General features: G+C 64.0%; 20 protein-coding genes. 11 read left to right on the top strand and 9 right to left on the bottom strand.

The features are described from left to right. Positions 1-251 precede the first annotated feature (251 nt). On the bottom strand, positions 252-2,207 hold the full coding sequence (locus tag GWQ44_RS30215) for a GGDEF domain-containing phosphodiesterase (RefSeq protein ID WP_275929037.1): 1,956 nt from the start codon (positions 2,205-2,207) through the stop codon (positions 252-254). Positions 2,208-2,445: 238 nt separating this feature from the next. On the opposite strand from GWQ44_RS30215, the gene GWQ44_RS30220 reads away from it, so the two are divergent. Then, entirely contained in the window at positions 2,446-3,009 is a 564-nt protein-coding gene (locus tag GWQ44_RS30220; RefSeq protein WP_047303394.1) for a histidine phosphatase family protein, read from the top strand. An 81-nt stretch (positions 3,010-3,090) separates the two neighbouring features. After that, entirely contained in the window at positions 3,091-3,852 is a 762-nt protein-coding gene (cobF, locus tag GWQ44_RS30225; RefSeq protein WP_275929038.1) for a precorrin-6A synthase (deacetylating), read from the top strand. 149 nt (positions 3,853-4,001) lie between these two features. On the opposite strand, the gene ftrA is transcribed toward cobF, so the two are convergent. Beyond that, complete coding sequence (gene ftrA, locus GWQ44_RS30230) at positions 4,002-4,970, bottom strand: transcriptional regulator FtrA (RefSeq protein ID WP_275929039.1); 969 nt, start codon at positions 4,968-4,970, stop codon at positions 4,002-4,004. A gap of 103 nt (positions 4,971-5,073) precedes the next feature. On the opposite strand from ftrA, the gene GWQ44_RS30235 reads away from it, so the two are divergent. From GWQ44_RS30235 to GWQ44_RS30255, 5 genes are all read left to right on the top strand, one after another. After that, on the top strand, positions 5,074-5,508 hold the full coding sequence (locus GWQ44_RS30235) for a rhodanese-like domain-containing protein (protein ID WP_103740285.1): 435 nt from the start codon (positions 5,074-5,076) through the stop codon (positions 5,506-5,508). Positions 5,509-5,781: 273 nt separating this feature from the next. Further along, a complete protein-coding gene (locus GWQ44_RS30240; protein ID WP_275929040.1) occupies positions 5,782-6,561 on the top strand; it encodes an ABC transporter substrate-binding protein in 780 nt (259 codons plus the stop codon). Between the two features lie 116 nt (positions 6,562-6,677). Next, positions 6,678-7,790 (top strand): succinylglutamate desuccinylase/aspartoacylase family protein, encoded by a 1,113-nt coding sequence (locus tag GWQ44_RS30245; protein ID WP_275929041.1) that lies wholly within the window; start codon positions 6,678-6,680, stop codon positions 7,788-7,790. A gap of 122 nt (positions 7,791-7,912) precedes the next feature. Beyond that, positions 7,913-8,296 (top strand): hypothetical protein, encoded by a 384-nt coding sequence (locus tag GWQ44_RS30250; RefSeq protein ID WP_275929042.1) that lies wholly within the window; start codon positions 7,913-7,915, stop codon positions 8,294-8,296. Positions 8,297-8,367: 71 nt separating this feature from the next. Further along, positions 8,368-9,084, top strand: coding sequence for a dienelactone hydrolase family protein (locus GWQ44_RS30255; protein WP_275929043.1), 717 nt, complete (start codon positions 8,368-8,370; stop codon positions 9,082-9,084). 13 nt (positions 9,085-9,097) lie between these two features. Here GWQ44_RS30255 and GWQ44_RS30260 read toward each other — a convergent pair whose 3' ends face one another. The 5 genes from GWQ44_RS30260 to GWQ44_RS30280 all read right to left on the bottom strand — a co-directional run bounded on the left by GWQ44_RS30260 (position 9,098) and on the right by GWQ44_RS30280 (position 14,338). Further along, complete coding sequence (locus tag GWQ44_RS30260; protein WP_275929044.1) at positions 9,098-9,676, bottom strand: hypothetical protein; 579 nt, start codon at positions 9,674-9,676, stop codon at positions 9,098-9,100. A 159-nt stretch (positions 9,677-9,835) separates the two neighbouring features. Continuing rightward, positions 9,836-11,638, bottom strand: coding sequence for a cobalamin-dependent protein (locus GWQ44_RS30265; RefSeq protein ID WP_275929045.1), 1,803 nt, complete (start codon positions 11,636-11,638; stop codon positions 9,836-9,838). A gap of 28 nt (positions 11,639-11,666) precedes the next feature. Further along, positions 11,667-12,581: a DMT family transporter gene (locus tag GWQ44_RS30270; protein WP_047303410.1), complete on the bottom strand. Its 915-nt coding sequence runs from the start codon at positions 12,579-12,581 to the stop codon at positions 11,667-11,669. Positions 12,582-12,681: 100 nt separating this feature from the next. After that, positions 12,682-13,458, bottom strand: coding sequence for an AraC family transcriptional regulator (locus GWQ44_RS30275; RefSeq protein ID WP_275929046.1), 777 nt, complete (start codon positions 13,456-13,458; stop codon positions 12,682-12,684). Positions 13,459-13,555: 97 nt separating this feature from the next. Further along, positions 13,556-14,338 (bottom strand): hypothetical protein, encoded by a 783-nt coding sequence (locus GWQ44_RS30280; protein WP_275929047.1) that lies wholly within the window; start codon positions 14,336-14,338, stop codon positions 13,556-13,558. A 422-nt stretch (positions 14,339-14,760) separates the two neighbouring features. Between GWQ44_RS30280 and folE the strand changes: the two genes are divergently transcribed. From folE to GWQ44_RS30295, 3 genes are read left to right on the top strand one after another with little or no spacing between them, the layout of a single operon-like run. Next, positions 14,761-15,321 (top strand): GTP cyclohydrolase I FolE, encoded by a 561-nt coding sequence (gene folE, locus GWQ44_RS30285; RefSeq protein ID WP_016963769.1) that lies wholly within the window; start codon positions 14,761-14,763, stop codon positions 15,319-15,321. Further along, positions 15,322-15,849, top strand: a complete 528-nt coding sequence (locus tag GWQ44_RS30290; RefSeq protein WP_275929048.1) for a chalcone isomerase family protein — start codon at positions 15,322-15,324, stop codon at positions 15,847-15,849. Positions 15,850-15,873: 24 nt separating this feature from the next. Beyond that, entirely contained in the window at positions 15,874-16,401 is a 528-nt protein-coding gene (locus GWQ44_RS30295; RefSeq protein WP_047303420.1) for a DUF3833 domain-containing protein, read from the top strand. Positions 16,402-16,419: 18 nt separating this feature from the next. On the opposite strand, the gene GWQ44_RS30300 is transcribed toward GWQ44_RS30295, so the two are convergent. After that, complete coding sequence (locus tag GWQ44_RS30300; protein WP_275929049.1) at positions 16,420-16,881, bottom strand: thiol-disulfide oxidoreductase DCC family protein; 462 nt, start codon at positions 16,879-16,881, stop codon at positions 16,420-16,422. A 158-nt stretch (positions 16,882-17,039) separates the two neighbouring features. Between GWQ44_RS30300 and GWQ44_RS30305 the strand changes: the two genes are divergently transcribed. Continuing rightward, positions 17,040-18,359 (top strand): Nramp family divalent metal transporter, encoded by a 1,320-nt coding sequence (locus GWQ44_RS30305; protein ID WP_103740276.1) that lies wholly within the window; start codon positions 17,040-17,042, stop codon positions 18,357-18,359. Between the two features lie 103 nt (positions 18,360-18,462). Here GWQ44_RS30305 and GWQ44_RS30310 read toward each other — a convergent pair whose 3' ends face one another. Further along, positions 18,463-19,395, bottom strand: coding sequence for a LysR family transcriptional regulator (locus GWQ44_RS30310; RefSeq protein WP_047303426.1), 933 nt, complete (start codon positions 19,393-19,395; stop codon positions 18,463-18,465). Between the last annotated feature and the right edge of the window lie 33 nt (positions 19,396-19,428).

Raw genomic sequence — 19,428 nt, forward strand, 5'->3', positions numbered from 1 at the left:
CGCGATCTGAGGCAGGTAGAAATTAGCTTACAAGGGCATGCCGAGCCTAGGCGAGGCACCGAGTGGAGGGGCAGGAGCCTTTGGTTACTTTGGGCTCTTCAAAGTGACTCGCTGTAAGAGCGAAACCGTAAGTGGCCGTGACCGCAGCAACGGATATGTACCCCGTCAAACTCGCTGTAAGAGCGAAACCCTAAGTAGCCGCACCCGCAGCAATGGATATGTACCCCCCCAAAAAAAGCCGAAAAGCTGGATCAATCCCCCCGCCTTTCGCTCCGCAAGCCCTCACAACCAACCCCCAATTCAATCAATTGCTCCAGAGGCACCGCCGGCGAGAAGAAGTACCCCTGGGCACAGCCAATGCCAATGCTCCGCAGAATATCGATCTGCTCCTGAGTCTCGACCCCTTCGGCGGTCAGTGTCGCCTGGTACAGGCGGGCGGTTTCCTGGGCGATGGACACGGCGGTGCGCATCCGTTCGTAGTGCAGCAGCGAGATCATCGAGTGGTCGATCTTCACTTCCGCAAAGGGGTATTTGGCCAAGATGCTCAGCGCCGAATAGCCGGTGCCGAAGTCGTCCAGGGACAGGGTCACGCCATGATCCTTGAGCAGGAGCATGTTGTGGGCCGCTTGGCGGGTGTCCTGCAGCAGGGTGTTTTCGGTCAGTTCCAGGGTCAGGCGGTGGCCGGGCAGGCCGCTTTCCTTGAGGCGCTGTATCAGCAGCACGGCAAAGTTGGCATCGCTCAGGGTCGAGGCCGAAACGTTGACCGCCAGCGGTCCCGTCAATCCGGCGTCGATGTAGCGCCGGGCATCGCGGATCACCGCTTCGATGGTCGACCATTCGAAGGCGTGTTGCAGGTCGTGGTGGCGGATGACGTCGAGAATCAGCAACGGAGAAATGGCCGCGCCCTGTTCGTCCCGGGCCCGCAGCAGGGCTTCGGCGCCGATGACCCTGCGCCGCTCCAGGCAGAACTTCGGCTGGTAGTGCAGAGGCGGGTTGTGGGTGCGCACCCATTCCAGCAACTGCTGGCGGATGCGTTCGTTGCTCTGGGCCTGCTCGATCAGCGACTGGTGCAGGTAGCGCACCGGCTGGCGGCTGTCCTCCAGCGCCAGGCTGATATTGCGCAAGGTGACGGTGGGGCTGCCGCCGGCGCAGGCATCGATCACGCAGTACTGCAGGGTGGGAGGCAGGCCGCCGTCGCCGGGCAGGCTGGCCTGCAGGGTCATTTGCAGGGAGGTCAGCAGCGCCGACTCCTCGACCTGGCGGATCCCGCAGTTGGGCAGGGCCAGGGCGATGCTGAGGTCGGAGAACATGAAGGGGCTGGGGTCGCTGGCGGTCTGCAGGACGTGTCGGGCCGCGCCGTCCCTGAACTGTTGCGCCAGGCCGGTCAGCAGCTGATCGCTCCAGTCGTGACCATGGATGGCCACCAGGTCCTTGAGGTTGCCGATCTTGATCACGATCAGGGTGTGCCGCCCGAGCTTGGGGCCGCTGTGCTGCAGCAGTCGTTCCAGGTAGAGGTTCAGGGCCCGGCGATTGGGCAGTTGCGTGGTCGAGTCGGTCAGGGCCTGTTGCAGCAGACGCTGCTGGGCCTGCTGGTAGCGCGCTTCGCGGCGCAGCATGGCGAGGATCAGGATGATCAGCGGCAGCGAGAGCAGGGTCGAACTGATCCGCAGTGACAGCAACTGGGCATTGATGGCGGAATCGATGCTGCCGAACCAGTCGATCAGTTGCATCGGGGCGATGGCGGCGGCGATCCGCACCAGCACCACCAGCGCCATATCCTTCAGGCGCAGGGACCACAGGTCGCGCGACTCGAACCAGCGGTGCAACAGCACGCCGCCCAGGGTCATCAGGCTGAAACTGAACAGGGCTTCGGCAAACAGCTCGGCCCCGGCGATCCAGAAACGTGCCAGCGCCACCAGTGCCAGGCAGGCCAGGCCGCCCCACCAGCCGCCCAGCAAACCGGCAAGAAACAGCATGTCGTTGCTCAGGAACGCCTTCACCGGGGTTTGCATGAACTGCGAGGCCAGGGCGATCAGCGCGACGTTGCTGGTGCCGAGGATCAACCCAAGTAGCACTTTCTTGGATTTGATCAGGCGCTGGGCATCTTCGCGCAGCATCAGCAGGGTGCTGAAGATCCCGACCATGGCCACGTATTGCAAGAGGATGATCGGCAGCAGCGAAGTGTTGACTGCCAGGTCGAGAGACATGAGCTCCCACATACCGCTGTGCATGGTTGTTTAGGTGCCTGGTTGGGTCGAAACGTGGAAGAGGGCTGGAGGATAAGAGGGAGGTGCCTGGGTGGCCTATAAGCTGATTCTCTTTTTGAAAGCAGTTTGTTCTTGATTTTTATGAGAGCTTTCCAGCGCTCGCCGTCGGTTTTTTTCCCTCGGCCATCGTGCTACAACCGCGCCTCACCCCTGATAGCCCTTTGTCGAGATCGCCCCATTGCCGGCCACCCGCCTGACCCTGATCTGCCATGCCCGTACCGCTGCCCAGAAGCAGGCGCGCCTGCCCCTGGACGAAGCCCTGGAAATGGACTGGCAGGCCCAGGCCCTGAGTCGGGCGGCGGCTTTCAAGCCCGGGCTGCGGGTGCTCTGCGGGCCGGAGCGGCGCACCCGGCAGACGGCCGCGCTGTTCAGCGCCGCGCCCCAGGTGCAGGAAGCCTTGCGCGATTGCGCTGTGGGCGCCTGGCAGGGGCTGCGGCTCGCCGAGTTGCAAGCGCGAGAGCCCCAGGCCTTGCAGGCCTGGCTCGAAGACCCGCAGTGCGCGCCGCCGGGGGGAGAGTCGCGGGTCGAGTTGTGCCGGCGCGTGGCCCAATGGCTGGAGCAGATGGCCCAGCAGCCCGGGCACTGGCTGGCGGTGACCCATCCCATGGTGATCCGCGCGGCCATGCTCCAGGTGCTGCAGGCGCCCCTGAGCAGCTTCAACCTGCTGGACATCGAGCCCCTGGGGCGCCTGGATTTGAGCCACGCCGGGCGCTGGCGCCTGCGACTGGACGGCCGTGACTGAGCCCCTGGGCCGGCGGCGCATTGGTCGGGCGCGCCGCACCGCCCATACTGTCCCCAGGCACAGCAGCGAGAACCTGACCCCATGAAAACCCTCCTGATCATCGGCATCGGCGCCGGCAACCCCGATTTCATCACCGTCCAGGCGATCAAGGCGCTGAACCGCTGCGATCTGGTGTTCCTGATGGACAAGGGCCCGAGCAAGGACTCGCTGATCGATCTGCGCCGCGAGCTGTGCCAGCGCTACCTCACCGAGCGCCCTTATCGCTTCGTCGAGGCGCAGACTCCGGAGCGTCAGCGAGGCAACGTGGATTACCCGGCCAGCGTCCAGGCGCTGAACCGTGACAAGCAGCGGATCTTCGAACGCCTGATCAACCAGGAAATGCAGCCGGGGCAGACCGGGGCCTTTCTGGTCTGGGGCGATCCCGCGCTGTATGACAGCACCCTGCGCATCCTGCAGCAGATCCTGGCCAGCGGCGCGGCGCAGTTCGAGTATCAGGTGATCCCCGGCATCACCAGCGTCCAGGCCCTGGCGGCGCAGCACAAGGTGCCGTTGAACGGTATTGGCCGCTCAGTGGAAATCACTACTGGGCGGCGCCTGGCGGCAGGACAGGTCGGTGATGCCGAGAGTCGGGTGGTGATGCTCGACGCCGAAGACTCCTACCGCCAGTTGCGCCATCAGGACCTGGACATCTACTGGGGCGCCTACCTCGGCACCGCGGACGAGATCCTCATCGCCGGGCGCCTGGACGAGGTCGCCGACGAGATCCAGCGGGTCCGTCGCCAAGCGCGCGAGGCGCATGGCTGGATCATGGACACCTACCTTCTGCGCAAACCGGAGCCTTAGGCACTGGCCGGAATGGACGCCACCGGATAAGCGTGGTGTTCTTCGCCAGCAGCGGGGTCTCCCTCCTTTCCCGTAGGAGCGGGCTTGCCCGCAAAGAGGCCGGGATGAACACCACCGGATAAACGTCGGGTGCTTCGCCGGCAAGCCGGCTACGAGGGGGGTTTTTGGCCGAAGCGTTCGCGGTAGGCCGAGGGCGGCAGGCCTACGAGGCTGCGGAAGGCCACGCGAAAACTTTCCACCGAACGATAACCGCAATGCAGGGCGATGCTTTCCGTGGTCTGGCTGCCGCTTTCCAGCAGTTCCCGGGCCCGGGCCAGTCGCTCATGTTGCAGCCAGGCCTTGGGCGTGGCGCCGGTGGCGGCGCTGAAACGTCGCAAGAAGGTGCGTTCGCTCATCAGCGCCCGGGCCGCCAGGTCGCTCACCGTCAGCGGCTGATGCAGGCGCTCCCTGGCCCATTGCATGACCTGTGACAGGTCGCTGCGCGGGGTGCGGCTGACCGGCGCCGGAATGAACTGGGCCTGGCCGCCGGTCCGCTGGGGTGACATCACCAGGCGTCGGGCCACGCTGTTGGCCACCCCGGTGCCAAAGTCCCGGGCCACCAGGTGCAGGCAGGCATCGATTCCGGCGGCGCTGCCGGCAGACGTGATCAGTTGGCCGGCGTCCACATAGAGCACGTCCGGGTCCACGCGGATGTCCGGGAAGCGCTCGGCCAGTTCTTGGGTGTAGCGCCAGTGGGTGGTGGCGCCCAGGCCGTTGAGCAGGCCGCTGGCCGCCAGGGCGAACACCCCCGAGCAGATCGACAGCAGCCGCGCGCCGCGGTGGTAGGCCCGGCGCAGGGCCGCCATCAGCTCGGGCGGCGGCGCCTGGTCGCGGCTGCGCCAGCCGGGAATGATGATGGTCCGGGCCTGTTCCAGCCGTTCCAGGCCGCCATCGGCCAATATCCGGATACCGCCCGCCGCGCGCATCGGCCCCGGGTCCACGGCGACGATGCAGTGCTCATACCAGGGAAAATCGAACTCCGGCCGGGCCAGGCCGAAGATTTCCACGGCGATGCCGAATTCGAAGGTGCACAGGCCGTCGTAAGCCAGGATCGCGACTAAGCCGGGAGGATTATGCATTTGGCGGAAAGTTACCAGTGGCTGTCCGGGGCGCCACTTTAACGCGGTGGGGCCGGGCCGATAAAGTCCTTCCCACCTTAATCGCGAGTTTCTGGAGACGCCCATGACCAGCCTGGTCCGCAGCACTGCCGCCGCCCCTTCGGCCATTGCCTTGATGCATTTTTGCAACCGCCTGACCTTTGAAACCGACTGTTCCGACGTCTACAGCAGCCAGCAGGCCGGTGAAGTGGATTTTGTCCTGGTGGATGTGCGTGGCCCCGAGGCCTTTGCCCGTGGCCATGTCCCCGGGGCGATCAATCTGCCCGGGCGCTTGCTCAGCGCCGAACACCTGGCTGGTTATCCCCGCGACACCCTGTTCGTGGTGTATTGCGCCGGCCCTCACTGCAACGGCGCGAACAAGGCGGCGGTCAAGCTGGCGGCCCTGGAATACCCGGTCAAGGAGATGATCGGCGGTGTCACCGGCTGGCTCGATGAGGGTTTTGGGCTCAGCACCGGACAACCGCGCAGCGAGGGGCCGGACCTGTCCTGCGCCTGCTGAGGGGGCACTGCGCTGGCGGCGGCCCCAGGCTGCGGCTGGCGCAGGATGTGTGGGTAAAAATGGTCCGTTCTGAGGCGAACGTCGGGTTGTTCAGGGATAAACGCACCACGTCGGGGCGAGGGGGAGGGCGCAGCGTCGCGGCTTTATGTTTTTTATAAGTATTTGTCGCATCAACACAATTTGCTTCCCGGGAGCCGCTCTAGACTGCTGGCCACTTCGATTTGCCCCTAATCGAAACCAGCCAATAAAAGTCTCCGTCTCCTGGAGTTATAAATGAACAAGTTTGCGCTGTTTGGTGCCCTGGCACTGTCGCTGTTTTCCTTCACCGCTTCGGCCGACGAGGCCAAGCCGATCCGCATCGGTATCGAAGCCGGCTACCCACCGTTCTCGATGAAGACCCCCGACGGCAAGCTCACCGGTTTCGACGTCGACCTGGGTGATGCCCTGTGCGAGCAGATGAAGGTCAAGTGCACCTGGGTCGAGCGGGAGTTCGACGGCCTGATCCCAGCGCTGAAGGTGAAGAAGATCGACGCCATCCTGTCGTCCATGACCATCACTGACGATCGCAAGAAGAACGTCGATTTCACCATCAAGTACTACCACACCCCAGCACGCTTCGTGATGAAGGCCGGCACCGCCATCAAGGACCCGCTGACCGAGCTCAAGGGCAAGAAAGTCGGTGTGCTGCGCGCCAGTACCCATGACCGCTTCGCCACCGAAGTGCTGGTGCCGGCTGGCATCGACCTGGTGCGCTACGGCTCCCAGCAGGAAGCCAACCTGGACATGGTCTCCGGTCGCATCGACGCGCTGCTGGCCGACTCGGTCAACCTCAACGACGGTTTCCTGAAAACCGACGCCGGCAAGGGCTTTGCCTTCGTCGGTCCCGAGTACAACGATCCGAAATACTTCGGTGGCGGTGCCGGCATTGCCGTGCGCAAGGGCGACAAGGAGCTGGCGGAGAAATTCAACACCGCCATCACCGAGATCCGCGCCAACGGCAAGTACAAGCAAGTGCAGGACAAGTACTTCGACTTCGACGTCTACGGCGAGTAAACCGTCGGGCTCGATACATGCAGTAAAAAAAGGTGGCGGCCGCAACTCGGTCGCCACCTTTTTTCTGCGCCACTGTTTTATTCTGCACCGCGCTTTTTTCGATCCCTGGAGCCAGCATGCAACGCATCGATCATTCCCTGCCCTGGGGCCATCTGGGCACTCAGCGTCAGCTCAGCGTGTTCCGCTTTGGTAGCGGCACACGCAAGGTGTACATCCAGGCCAGCCTGCACGCCGATGAATTGCCGGGCATGCGCACCGCCTGGGAACTCAAGCAGCGTCTGGCCGAACTGGAGCGCCAGGGCCGCCTCAAGGGGGTGATCGAACTGGTGCCGGTGGCCAACCCCATCGGCCTGGACCAGCAGGTGCAGGGCAGCCACCTGGGGCGTTTCGAGCTGGGCAGCGGCAAGAACTTCAACCGCGCCTTCGTCGAACTCAGTGGCCCGGTGGGCGACCTGATCGGCAAGCAGCTGGGCAGCGATGCCGCCGCCAATATCGCCTTGATCCGCCGCACCATGGTCCAGGTGCTGGATGAACTGCCGCCGCCGGCCTCGCAACTGGAGGCCCTGCACCGCTTGCTGCTGCGTCATGCCTGCGACGCCGACATCACCCTGGACCTGCACTGCGATTTCGAAGCGGCGATCCATCTCTATGCCTTGCCCCAGCACTGGCCGCAGTGGCAGTCCCTGGCGGCGCGGCTCAAGGCCGGGGTGGCGCTGCTCTGTGAAGACTCCGGCGGCAGCTCCTTCGACGAGTCCTGTTCCGCGCCCTGGCTGCGCCTGGCCCGGGATTTCCCCCGGGCGGCAATCCCCCCGGCCAACCTGGCCACCACCCTGGAGCTGGGCAGCATGGGCGACACCCGGGTCGAACAGGCCCGGGCCAATGCTGAGGCCATCCTCGGCTTTCTCGCCGAGCAGGACCTGATCAGCGGCGACTGGCCCGCCGCGCCGGCGCAGTGCTGCGAAGGCATGCCCTTCGAAGGCACCGAATACCTGTTTGCCCCGCACCACGGTGTGGTGAGTTTTCTGCGCGAGGCCGGCGAGTGGGTCGAGCGCGGCGATGCCTTGTTCGAAGTGGTCGACCCGCTGAACGACAGCGTCAGCACCGTGCGGGCCGGCACCAGCGGCGTGCTCTTTGCCCTGGACCGCGGGCGCTACACCCAGCCGGGCATCTGGCTGGCCAAGGTGGCCGGCCGCGAGGCGATTCGCGCCGGCAAGCTGATCAACGACTGAAGCTCGACGACAGGGGCGCACCAGGGTGGATGCGGGCTGGTCAAGCAAAGCCCTGGTGCGGTTGCCCTCGATCCGCCAGCGCGCCTTTCGCCGGCAAGCCGGCTCCTACAGTAGAGGCGTCCATGTCCCGAGTGTCGCTGTTCATCCGCCTGCTGTTGGCCTTGTGCCTGCTGGCGGCCACCGTCAATCACCTGCGCGCGGCGCTGGACCACGGCTTGCTCTGGGACTATGGCTACGGCGTCGACACACCCCTGGCCAGCCGGGCCTTCTGGGGCTCGCTGACCCTGTTCGACCCTCTGGCGGCGTTGCTGTTGTTCGTGCGCCCGCGCTGGGGCCTGCTGCTGACCCTGGCGATCATCGTGCTGGATGTGTTGCACAACAGCTTTTATGTGGCAGCCCACGGCCAGTGGCTGGAAACCTTCTACCTGTCTCAGGTGGGGTTTGGGCTGGTGGTGGCGCTGCTGTTGCCCCTGGCCTGGCGCGGGCTGGCGCTGCCCGCCAGATGAACCACCGGGCCCGGCGATGCTAGGCTCCTGCACTGATTTTCCTACCATCCCTCAGGCACAAGGAGCCGTACATGATCCGCTACCTGGCGCTACTGGTTGCATTGGCCGCGCCGCTGGCCCACGCCGCGCCGACGCTGCACGACGATCTGCCGCTGCGCTACCTGGAGCAGGCCCCCGACGACACCCGCAACCAGCCGCTGGTGATCTTCCTGCATGGTTACGGCAGTAACGAGGCCGACCTGTTCGGCCTGCATGAGCATCTGCCGGCGACCTACACCTACCTTTCGGCCCGGGCACCGCAGACCCTGGAGCAGGGCAGTTACCAGTGGTTCCAGCGCAAGGGCCAGGGCGCCTATGACGGCGTGACCGAGGAGTTGGCCAGCAGCGCCGAGCTGATTGGCCAGTTTGTCCGCGCCGCGGTGGCCAAGTACCACACCCAACCGGACAAGGTGGTGCTGGTGGGATTCAGCCAGGGAGCGGTCATGGCCTATGAAGTGGGGCTGCGTCATCCGCAGTCGGTGCGCGGTATTGCCGCCCTGAGCGGGAAGATCCTGCCGCTGCTGGCGGCCCAGGTGAACAACAGCCCGGAGCTGCAGCGCCTGGGCATCTTCATCGGCCACGGCACCGATGATCGGCGCCTGCCCTACAGCGACGGGGTACAGGCCCATCGCTTGCTGCTTGAAGCCGCGCTGCAACCGCAGTTCCATGCCTACCCGGGGCTGGGGCACAGCATCAGCGAAGCCGAGATCGAAGACCTCAAGGCCTGGCTGCAGGGGCTCAACCCCTGAGCCGAAGCAGGGTTTACTGACCGAGGATCTGCTTCATCAGCGCCGCATGCCCGGCCTTGTCGGCGGCGCGGGAAATCACCTGGACCACCGCCATGCGCGAGCCGGAACCGGCGATCAGGGTCGAGTTCAGGGTCTGGCCGCCGCCCTGGGTCGCGGTGCTGTCGATCTGCCGCACCCCGAGGCCCTTGAGGGTCATGCTCTTTTCACTCTGCTTGCTGAAGTCCGGCAGGGCGGCGGCCTGTTGCGAGAGAAAGCTGCTGACGGCGGCGTCGAGAAAGGCGCTGTCGTTGTCCTTGACCTGAGCCGCATTGGGAATGCTGTTCTGCGCGGCGATCACCACGGTGCGGGTGGTGGCATTGGAATACAGAGTACCGCTGGCGCCCGCGGTGCCATCGGCCTCGCTGCCGGCCGGCAGGGCCGAGGCGCTGAAGCCCTTGGGCAGGGTGAAGGCGAGCTTGCCGCCGAGCATCGAAACCTTTTCCCCTGGCGCCTGCTTGGTCGTGGACTTGCCGGCCGCGAGCGCGTTCAGCGCACCAAAGCCCGCCACTGCGGCGAACACCAGGACCAGGGCTTTTCTAGCGAAGGATGACATGCGCAATCTCCGGGCATGGGATCAAGGGGGCGCATCATCCCACGGTCGTCACAGAAGGCTCCAGAAGGATTTTTCGTGGTGGATCAATGACTGCAAACTGTTTTGATTATTGAGGTTTATAAGACACCGAACAGTGGCATCAACTTCTCCGGGAGCCGGTTACGTATTGACGGGCCAAGTGCCGCGCCGAACCATCTCTTTGACTCGATCTGCGCCATTGGCACGGACTAGAAGTTCCAGCCTGGCCTTTTCGATGTCCTCAGCGCTCCAGAACTCGGTTGCCATCGTGGCTTTCTCATGGGACCAGCCATTGTCGTAGTGACGCACCACATATTGCTGCTGGTAATCCCACATTGCGGTGCCAGGAATGGGCGTCACGATAAACGGGTTGGCGTAGGCCATTCCCGCACCCATTAGGCTCACCGCGTAGTCGGTGGTTCTTTCTATCAATTCCAGGCTTTCGATAAACGGCTTGGCGCCCGCAGTGGCGGGCGGGTTGACAAAGCCCAACATGAAGCCGCCAGTGACCTGGATGCCGTGCTCAGTGAATATCTCGATGAGTTCAAAGGTGGCTTGCTGAATGGCATTGAAGCGCGACTTGTTGGAATTGATCAGGCTTTCCTCGTTGGCGCTTTCCACCGCAAGGTAGATGTTGTAGCAGCCGTTTTCGGCAATCGAGCGGATGAACTGCCGGGCCGTCAGTCCGCCCTTGATCGCGGCGATGACGTTGCGGTACTGCGGACTTTTCAGTTCCTGATCATCCAGCTCAGCGAGGAATCGCTCGCCTTTGTGCAGCAGCACTAGATTGAACAGACTCAGGCCACCTTCTTCGACCCAGGGCAAATTGTGCTTTTTCAGCAGGCGTCCCACTTCCATGGCATACAGCGGATCGTGCATCAGATGGTCGTCCTCAATCAGTACCTCGGTCACGCCCTGATTGACCAGATCCGCCAGGTGCAGGTCGAACCAATCCAGTCCCAGGGCACGCCATGGGCCGTTGATCTTGGGGATGTAGCAGAAGTTGCAGTTCACATTGCAGCCGATGGTGGAGAAAATCTGCGCCCAGGCGCCGTGTTTGTGTACCCGAGCGCCGGAGGAGTGATAGGGCTGCAGATAGTGGTTCATGTCCAGGAAACTGAAGTCGGGCAAGGGCATGACCCCGAGACGTTCCTCCAGACCCTGGCGGCTAGGCACAATGCTCAAGTAGTTGGATTTGCGCGAAGGGCGAACCAGTTGTCCCTGCTGGCCACGATAGGCAACCCCTGGAACTGCATGAATGTTGCCGTCGCCATGGCTTAAGGCGTCGAGCAATAGGGTGAAGGCTCGGTCCGCTTCATTGATCAGGACAAAATCAAATGCGGAGTCCAGCAGCGCGTTCTGCCAATCGCCGCTGGAGTGTGCGCCTCCAGTCACCAATACCAGTTTGGGATCAATGGACTTGACCAGATCCGCCAACGCCCGAGCGTTGCCCCATTGCACGGTGTAGTTGCACTGGATGCCGACGATGTCGGGCTGTGCAGTCTCGATGATGGTGCGCATCTGCTCATCGCTCAGGCCGTAGCGCAGCAGGTGTCCCTGATCGACTTGCACCAGGGGGGACTCCTGTTCCCAGCCAGCGAAGGGGGCGTCGATGATCTGTACGTCATACCCCGCGCGACGGGCCACTGTGGCGATACGCAGCAGGCCAATGGGAGTGCCTGCACGCTTCATCACTTCAAAGGTATCGATGCCGATTTGGGTGAATGCGCTGTCTTTCGGCGCCGGTTCGACCAAGCGCGTGTAGGGCGGAACGAATAACAGCACTTTTGGGGCCTCGCCATGGGAGCGGCGGCGCGTGGCGCTATGGCTGGTCGTTCTGGAGGGAAGACCCAGATTCTGAAGTGTCGCTCTGGTGGGGGCTACCGAAAAAAGCGGGCCAGTACGATCGAGCCTCTCAGCCCCTTGGGAGGCAATCAGATGCATTTTTTGAACTCCTTGTTGGTACAGAGATTCAGGCCCCGGAGGTGCCCTGGCGTGAGGTAGCGATCACCGCTCCAGCGATGATGAGTAACGCCGGCATGAGCAGGATCGGGTTGGCGTGGGCCTGGCCGACCAGAATCAGCAGCAGGGTGGAAAACAGCGGCGCCAGATAGGAAAGAGCGCCGAGACTTGCCAGGTTGCCGTGTTTGGTCGCGTGATCCCATGCAAAGAACGCCAGGCCAACCGGGCCCAGCCCGAGGCCGATGATCGCCAGCCATTGCCCGTAGTCAGGCTGAACCGTGGTTTCGAATGCCAGGTGACAAAGCGCTCCAGCTACCGCCACCAGGCCGCAGATTGCCCCGATGATGCTGCTGGGAACGTTGCTCAAGCGTCGATTGATCACCGAGTAGCCCGACCAGACCAAGGCGCAGAGCAAGGCCGCCGTATAGCCGGCGATCGGCATGCTGGCCACGCCTGACTGTGAGCGTTGCTGCATGATGAACGCCGTGCCCGCGAGCCCCAGGAGTGCTCCCAGCAGTTGTCGTGGGCGCAGTGACTGACCGCCCGTGATACCGGCCAGCAAGACGATCAGCAGTGGCCAGAGGTAGGCAATCAGGCTGGCCTCGGCCGGGGGCGCGGCCTTGAGGGCGAAGAAATACAGCGCGTGATAGCCAAAGATTCCCAGGAAACCTGTGGCCCACACCTTCCATGGCTGGCGCCAGCCTTGAAAACCCGCGGCACCTCGCAGCCCGAGAATGAACAGGCTGGCCAGAAAGGCCACGGCAAAGCTCAAAGCCAGCAATTCGAAAGGCGGGATGCCTGACGTCAGCGTGGTGAGCAAGGCCAGGCAGGACCACAGAAACACAGCAATCACCCCAATGGCGGTTGCCGAGGCGGCAGACCTTGGAGCCGAGAGCGTTTTATTGGACGTCGTTGCTTGGGTCATGAGTCCCGCCCGATAAGCATTTCGAAGCGGGGATCATAGGGAGGACGGTCGGTCGGGTATTGGCGTGTGCTGCCTAATACTTGTTCCAGGCTGCACGTTTTCAGCCGGTTCTGCTGCACCTTCGCGCCGATGCCGGTGTCAGGTTGCGGTTTTTCTTCAGCGCATGGTTCAAGGCGCTCTGATCCGCGTAACCCACTCGATGGGCAACTTCGCTGATCGACAGTCGAGTATCGCGCAGCAGGTCCATGGCCAGGTCCAGGCGCAGACGCGTGATATGGGCAAACGGCGTGGTTTTCAGGTGTTGCTCGAAGAGTATGTACAAGCGTCGTTCGCTGGTGCCGGAGATTCGAGCTATTTCAGAGGCGGTCAGGTGAGTGTCCAGATTGTTTTCAATATGGGTCAAGGCCCTGGCCAGGGTGAATTGTCCGTGGTCAGGGGTGTGGCTGTGGGGCTGGACCAGGGACGACATCAACAAGGTACTCCAGGATTGAGCCACCTCAGGTGAGCTGGTCAGCAATGGAACGCTGCGTGTGGCGTAGTCAAGTAGGTGACGAATCTCCGGCCTGACCGGAAAGAAGCTTTTTTCGTTGAGCCTCTTGATGGTTTCAGCTTCGAATTTTTGGGTGCGGGGTGATGAAAGCGGGACGTCAAGAACCAGGAAAGTGTTGGCGGTGCTGGCGGAAAAGGTATGAGGGCAACCTGCCGGGATGATCACGCCCTGGCTCCAGTCGACTTTGCCGCCACGGCCATCGACTTCTATCTCCATGGCGCCTGACTGCGGCAGTACGATCTGGTGGTAGTCGTGGTCATGCAGCTCAACCTGGCCAGAGTAGGATCGCAAGGCCAATGAAGCCTTTGGGGGTTCTATGTTGCTCATCACGCTCTTCCATAAGACTGACGATGCATGATGCATGAGTGCCAGAGTTCGGCGCCAGTCTCTGAATGCCGAGGCTTTGTGACGGTTTATTTGCGGTTCATGGACGTTGCCTGGCAGCGCAGTTGGTGGTATTTCGCGCCAACAACCGCTTGCTCAAGCCCAGCACCAGCATCGACACCGCCACTGCCAATGCAAAGGCCAGCATTCCCAGTTTGGGCAAGGCCACGGCCAGTACCAGGCAGAACGCCGCAAAGGAATACAGGCCGGTGCTCAGCGAGCGCAGCAGCACGGTGGTGAAGGCCACGCCGTGACTCTGGTGGGAGAACACCGCCAGCACGCTGCCGAGCACCGGGAACACCGCGAGCATGCCGCTCCAGCGCTCGCCCACGGTGCTGGCCAGCAGGGTCACCGCCAGGGTCAGCGCGGCCCCGGCGAGCATCCGGTAGGGCAGTTTGTCGGAACGCGGCGCGGGGGCCGCGGGCAGGTCGCCCACCCGGGGAAACAGGCGCGGTGCCAGGAGCAGGCCGCCGGCGGCGCAGGCCACGGACAAGCCCAACGAGGGCGGCATCCGGGTAATGGCTCCGGCCAGCACAGCCCAGACCAGGGTCGCGACGGCCAGGGCCCCGGGCCAGGCAAGGCGCTGCGCGGCATGGGTGTAGGCGACGCTGAAGGCGATCATCGCCAGCAACGCCGAGAGGGCGGCCCCCGCCGCCTGGGTGGCGAAGGCCGTGCCTTGCTCCAGGGCCAGAAACAGCAGGATCGGTCCCACCACCACCGGAAACCCCGCCAGCCAGCCGGCGACATTCGGGCCCCAGCGCCGGCTCGCCAGGGAGATCAGCCAGAGGAATCCGGGAACCGTCAGCAGTTTTAACAGCAGCATGGGCGCACTCAGTGGATAAACGGTGCGCCACGCTAGCATCCAACGCAGCATTTGGCGCGTATGTGCTGGCAGGAAGGTGGCCGGGAGTGCGGTGTGCTGCTGCTTTTTCTTGTACAGCGAAAAGCTTTTGAATCGATTAGAAGCGGTTTTGTACAAGTATTTAGGCATTTAAGCTGGTTTTTAACGATAAAAATTGTACAAAATTTAAATTGTCGTATAGGTTTTTAAGGGTGGAATGTGTCGATGCCTGCTCAATCCTTTCAGGGGCAGGCGGTCGCTCTCCACACTTTTGGGGCTCCGAGGTTAGGCCCGGGTGGAACCGGGGCTGGGTCAGTTGTGCGGTCGGCCACCTCGGCGCTCTTTTTTTCCTTGGCACGTGCAAGGAATTGCCCGCCTCGCCAGCTTTTCGGAACCCATGCGCCATGCACGATCCTCTTTCGCAGCACTTTCACGGCATTCTCCAGGGTCTGGGTGAAGACCCCTCACGCGAAGGCCTGCGGGACACCCCGCAGCGAGCGTCAAAGGCCTTGCGCTACCTGTGTCATGGTTACGAAACCAGCCTCGAAGAACTGGTCAACGGTGCCTTGTTCAGCTCCACCAGCGACGAGATGGTGATGGTCCAGAACATCGAGTTGTACTCCCTGTGCGAGCACCATCTGCTGCCCTTCATCGGCCAGGCCCATGTGGCCTACATCCCCACCGGCAAGGTGCTGGGCCTGTCCAAGGTGGCGCGGATCGTCGACATGTATGCGCGACGCCTGCAGATCCAGGAGAACCTCACGCGGCAGATTGCCGAGGCGATCCAGGAAGTGACCCGGGCGGCCGGGGTGGCGGTGGTCATCGAAGCGCGACACATGTGCATGATGATGCGCGGGGTCGAGAAGCAGAACTCGCTGATGAACACCTCGGTAATGCTGGGGGCCTTCCGCGAGTCGGCCAGCACCCGCCAGGAGTTTCTCCAACTGTTGCGCAGGCAGCCTTGAATGAAGCGCATCCGGCGAGTGGGGATGGCCCGGTGGTGGTGGCTGCTGGTGCTGCTCAGCGCCACGGCCAGCGCCGACTGGCAGGCCTCGCTGCCCGATGCCCGGCTGCTGGGCAGCGGCGAGTTCAGCTGGTTCGGCTTCAAGGTCTATCACGCGCGGCTCTGGGGCAGGGCGTTACCTCTGGCGGACGACAGCCCCTTCGCCCTGGAACTGACCTACCGGCGCACGATCAGCCGCGACGATCTGGTGCAGACCAGCCTCGACGAGATCCAGCGCCTGTCCGGCAGCGCGGTGAGCCCGGCGCAACTCAAGGACTGGCAGGCGCAGATGCAGCGCGCCTTCGTCGATGTCGAGCCGGGCCAGCGCATCACCGGGGTGTTCCTGCCCGGGCACGGGGTGCAGTTCTTTGTCGACCAGCGCTTGCAGTACAAGGTCGAGGACGAAGCTTTCGCCCGGGCGTTTTTCGCCATCTGGCTCGACCCGCGCACCCGCAATCCGCAGCTGCGCGCACAACTGCTGGGCCAATAGCGGGCGCAGCACAGGAGAGGTTGCATGTTGAAGAAATACTTGCTGTTGCTGTGCCTTGGCCTGGTCGCGTGCAGCGACCTCGACGTCAAGCAATACCGTGACCAGAAGCCCGAGCTGGAACTGCGCCAGTTCTTCAGTGGCCGGGTCGAGGCCTGGGGCCTGTTCCAGAAGCGCTCCGGCGAGGTGATCAAGCGCTTCCATGTGCAGATCGACAGCCGCAGCGAGGGCGAGAAATTCATCATGCACGAGGACTTCACCTACAGCGACGGCACCCGCCAGACCCGGGTCTGGACCCTGGTTCCGGCGGGGCCCGGCCTGTGGCGCGGCACCGCCGACGATGTGGTCGGCGAGGCCCTGGGCGAAGTGTCCGGCAATGCCCTGCGCTGGCGCTACGTGCTCAACCTGCCGGTGGACGGCAAGACCTACCAGGTGCACTTCGACGACTGGATGTTTCTGTTGGACGAAAACACCCTGGCCAATCGTTCCTACATGACCAAGTTCGGCTTCGAGCTGGGGCAGGTCAGCCTGTTCTTCCGTCGCCAGCCCAACTGACCGGGCGCGACCCGAACCTCAGGACGGATCGTCGAGAAAGCGCCCTCGATGCTCGGGGCTGGGCAGCAGGCACACCTGGTGGCGGCCGAACCAGCGGTAGCGGTTGCTGGCGATCCGGTCGTAGGCCCAGTCCCGCAGCGGCCGCGGGATCCAGCGCAGCAGGCGCAGCCAGCGCCAGGGCGCGGGCAGTTGCGCCATCAGGCGGATAAACGCTTCGGAGCGCTGGGACAGGCCCCGGTCCTCGATCAGCAGCACCGTGTCGAACGCTTCGCTGGGCTGGCCGAACCACTTCAGCAGGGCCTGGCCCTGGGGCGATTGCATCGACGCCAGCTTGATCCGCCGCTGGCTGTCGTGGCGGATCACGAACTGCACCGAGGCATTGCACAGCTTGCACACCCCATCGAACAGCAGGACCCGGTCGCCGGGTTGCAGGAAGGGCGGCAGGCTGTCGGGTCGGGGAGTGGTCGCAGGGTTGTTCACGGGGCCACCTTGGGCGTGGTATCGAAGCCTGCGGCGGGGGCCGCCAGGCGTTGCAAAGGCGGTAGCATACGCGCCTGCATGGTCAAGATTCAGGCTTGGGTGCCCGCGCTGAAACCTCTAAGCTGGGCCCTTGCGCCAATTCGTTGTGGAAATCCCCCGTGAAATTCAGCCTGCCGAAAATCGCCACAGCGCCCTTTTGTCCGCCGGAAGTGGCGGGTTCCGTGTCCGTCGATCCCCGTGCCTCGTTGTTCAAGCGCCTGCTGCGCTTTGCCGGGCCCGGGCTGCTGATCTCCATCGGCTACATGGACCCGGGCAACTGGGCCACGGCCATCGAAGCCGGCTCGCGCTATGGCTACAGCCTGCTGTTCGTGGTGCTGCTGGCGAGCCTGGCGGGGATGGCGGTGCAATGCCTGTGCTCGCGCCTGGGCATCGCCACCGGGCGCGATCTGGCGCAACTGTGCCGGGAGCGCTACAGCCGCCGTTCGGCCCGAGCCCAGTGGCTGGCGGCCGAGGTGTCGATCATCGCCACTGATCTTGCCGAAGTGCTGGGCTGCGCCCTGGCGTTCCACCTGTTGCTGGGGGTGTCGCTGAGCACCGGGATCGTCATCACCGCCTTCGACACCTTGCTGGTGCTGGCCTTGCAGAACCGCGGCTTTCGCCGGCTGGAGGCGATCATGCTGGCGCTGGTGGCGACCATCGGCGTGTGTTTTTTCATTGAACTGCTGCTGATCAAACCCTACTGGCCGGACGTGGCCCGGGGCTTCACCCCGTCGCTCGCGGCCATCAGCGATGCGGCGCCGCTGTACCTGGCGATCGGCATCCTCGGCGCCACGGTGATGCCGCACAACCTGTACCTGCACACCTCCGTGGTGCAGACCCGGCTGATCGGCCAGGACCGGGCCAGCCGCGCCGACGCCATCAAGCTGGCGCGGATCGACACCATCGGCTCCCTGGCCCTGGCGCTGCTGGTGAACGCGGCGATCCTGATTCTCGCCGCCGCGGCCTTCCACAACACCGGCCACAGCGACGTGGTGGAAATCCAGGACGCCTACCACCTGCTCGACCCCCTGGTGGGCGGAGCCCTGGCCAGCGTGCTGTTCGGCGTGGCGCTGCTGGCCTCGGGGCAGAGCTCGACCTTCACCGGCACCATCGCCGGGCAAGTGATCATGGAGGGCTACCTGAACCTGCGGATTCCCTGCTGGCAACGGCGCCTGATCACCCGCGGGCTGGCCCTGATCCCGGCGTTCATCGGCGTCTGGCTGCTGGGTGACGGCGCCGTGGGCCAACTGCTGGTGCTGAGCCAGGTGGTGCTCAGCCTGCAGTTGCCGTTCGCCCTGTACCCGCTGATCCGCATGACCAACGACCGGCGCCTGATGGGCGAATTCGTCAACCGCTGGCCGACCCGGATCCTCGCCTGGAGCCTGTTCGCCATCATCAGCGCCGCCAACGCCTGGCTGATTGCCCAACTCTTCCTCTAGGCGCCGGCTTGCCGGTGAAGGAGCCGCTGAGTCTTGTGCCGGTCTTGCCGACGCCTTCGCTGGCAAGCCAGCTCCTACGGTGACCGGGCGGGTGGCGGTGGCGCTAGCGATCCCAGTACGGCTCGGGGCCGAATTTCTCGACGAAGAAGTCGATCACGGTGCGCACTTTCACTGACAACCGGCGGCTGCCGGGCCACAGGGCGGCGATCTGCTGCGGTTCGAGGCTGGTGGCCACTTCGAAGCCTTCGAACAGGCCCACCAGTCGGCCCTGGTGCAGGGCTTCGCCAATCAGCCAGGAAGGAAACATCACCAGCCCCAGGCCCTGTTCGGCGGCCTGGGTCAGGGTGTCGGCGTGGTTGCCGGTCAGCGGGCCCTTGACGCTGTAGCAGGTCCAGTCCTGGTGGCCCTGGCGGAAGAACCAGCGCTGCTGTCCGGTTTCGCCCTTGTAGGCCAGGCACTGGTGCTGTTGCAGCTGCTCCGGGTGGTGCGGTGTGCCGTGCCGGGCCAGGTAGGCCGGGCTGGCCGCCACCCGGTAGCGCTGCGGGGCCAGCAGGCGCGCCTGCATCGAGGAGTCTTCCAGGGTGCCGATGCGAAACAGCAGGTCGGTGCCGTCCTGCAAGGGGTCGATGTAGTTGTCGGTCTGCTGGATGTCCAGTTGCAGCTTGGGGTAGCGGCCCAGCAGTTCGCCAAGCCAGGGCGACAGGTGACGCTGGCCGAACACCACCGGGGCGTTGATCCGCACCAGCCCGGCCGGTTCGTCCTGCTGTTCCTGCAGCGCCTGTTCGGCTTCTTCCCATTGCGCCAGCACCCGCCGCGCATGGTGGCCCAGCAAGCGCCCGGCCTCGGTGGGGCTGACGGCGCGGGTGTGGCGATAGAGCAACTGCTGGCCCAGGGCCTGCTCCATCAGCTGGATCTGCCGCGAGATGGACGAGGGCGCCAGCCCCTCGCGGCGCGCCACGGCCGAGAAGCTGCCTTGGTCGAGCACCGCGATGAACAGGCGCAGGGCCTTGAAACCGAGGTCGTTGAAGCCTTGCATGAGGGAGTCCTGCTGTGCGTTTTGCGCAAAAGA

This window comes from Pseudomonas sp. 3MA1, assembly GCF_029237275.1.
GTDB lineage: Bacteria > Pseudomonadota > Gammaproteobacteria > Pseudomonadales > Pseudomonadaceae > Aquipseudomonas > Aquipseudomonas fluorescens_AP.